Source organism: Streptomyces sp. NPDC001678 (assembly GCF_042892945.1).
Lineage (GTDB): Bacteria > Actinomycetota > Actinomycetes > Streptomycetales > Streptomycetaceae > Streptomyces.
Genome location: NZ_JBIAUP010000033.1, coordinates 1 through 1,690 on the forward strand (window position 1 = coordinate 1; position 1,690 = coordinate 1,690).

Genomic DNA, 1,690 nt, shown 5'->3' on the forward strand with positions numbered 1-1,690 from the left:
ATATCGGATCGTTGGCCGGGTAATGGATGAGCCTCCGGCGTGGGCCGGAGGTTGGCTTCGACCTGGACCCGGCGACAGGCTTTACGAAACGGTCGACCACTTGTTTTCCCTGGTCAGGTAGCTTTCACAGCATCCATTGATCTTTATGTGCGGGCCCGTTTCGGCATGACCGACCGGGGCCGTGAGAAGGGGTGTGCCATGAGTGCGGTCAACCTTGCGGGGACGGCGGCCGCTCTGCCGGAGGCGTGGAGCTCTCGCAAGCTGGGCATGGTGGGGGCGGCCTGCGTGAAGGTACTGCGCATGGACGGGCTGCCGGTCGAGGAAGAGAGCCATGGGGCCGCCGAAGCTCTGCTGGTCCTCGACGGCCGGCTGGAGCTGGAGGTGGACGGCATGCCGGTGTCGGTGCGGGCGGGCGAGTTGTTCATGGTGGCAGCGGGCACCGCACACGCGGTCCGCCCCGGAAGCCGGGGCACGTTGGTGATCGTGGAACTGCCCGAGGAGTAACGGCTTTCCAGGCGGCCTTGGCCGGATACTCGGTCCAGGTGCGGATGGGCGTGTCCGGGGCGAAGTTGGTCTTCGGCCTGGCCTGAGCGTTGTACCAGCGCACGTAGGCAGCGATGGCGGTGTTCTGTTCGTGGCGGCTGCGGTGGTCGGTGCCGTTGAGGGCGAAGTAGCGCAGCGCGGCGAACTCGGACTCGATCCAGTTCAGCCACGAGCCGTAGGTCGGCAGGAAGACCAGTTCGACGCCGTTGGTCGCCGCCCAGGCCCGCACATTGGCGTGCTTGTGCGGGGAGAAGTCGTCCAGGACGACGTACAGCTTCTCGCCGGGCCAGCGGGCGCGCAGGGCCTTGAGCAGGTCCAGGAACTCGCGCCATCGTTTGCGCGGCCGGATCCGGTAGTACATCTTGCCGGTGGCCAGATCGAGAGTGGCGAGCATGTGCATCACCCCGTCGTACCGGTTGTAGGTGGCTCGCAGACGACGGGGTGAGCGGCGTGGACGCCACGCCTTGCCCTTGCGGGGCATCAGGTTCAGCGGCCCGAACTCGTCCACGCACACCACCCGGCTATCGGCTGGCGGCGTGTCGTACAGCGCCAGGACCCGGTGCATTTTGGCAATAAAGTCCGGGTCTTTCGAGGATTTCCAGGTGGTGGTCGACTGCCAGGAGACTTTTCCCTCGCGCAGTATCCACCGCAGGGGCTCGCGGCCGACCGCCGGGACGACTGCCTGTTTCACCAAGTGCTCGGCCAGCTTGGTCAGGCTCCAGGTGGAGAAGGCGGTGATACTCCAGTCGGCGGGGGACGTCCGGGCGATCAGGCAGATGTGCTCGCGCACCTCGCTACTGATCGTCCTGGGGCGTCCCCCGCTCCATTTTGGGTCCAGTGCCTCGAACCCCCGTTCGCTGAAGGCGTGGCTGACATCGTGCACATAGTCGGCGCTGACCTGCATCGAAGAGGTGTTGTCCGGCACCGACTGACCCTGGGCGGACATCGTCACCACGATCGTCCGCCACAACTTCACCGGGTCCTTCGTGGTCCGGCTGATCCGCTGTAGCCGACGGCCCTCCTCCATGCTCACCGGCCGGACGAACACTCCCGCACGACGCCCCACGACCACCTCCACGATCACGACCTGGAAGCAGCCTGCCTCGCAACGAGCGAGTGATCAATTACCCGGCCAACGAACGGAGAC

2 protein-coding genes are annotated in these 1,690 nt (G+C 66.0%); one reads left to right on the forward strand and one right to left on the reverse strand.

Translation table 11 applies throughout. The features are described from left to right. The first annotated feature begins 198 nt into the window (after window positions 1-198). The gene (locus ACFYZR_RS32335) at window positions 199-504 is read left to right on the forward strand and encodes a cupin domain-containing protein (protein WP_391917112.1); all 306 of its coding nucleotides are present in this window, start codon (window positions 199-201) and stop codon (window positions 502-504) included. Here the strand turns inward: ACFYZR_RS32335 and ACFYZR_RS32340 are convergent. Beyond that, entirely contained in the window at window positions 422-1,627 is a 1,206-nt protein-coding gene (locus ACFYZR_RS32340; RefSeq protein ID WP_391917115.1) for an IS630 family transposase, read from the reverse strand. The genes ACFYZR_RS32335 and ACFYZR_RS32340 overlap by 83 nt on opposite strands. Window positions 1,628-1,690 lie beyond the last annotated feature (63 nt).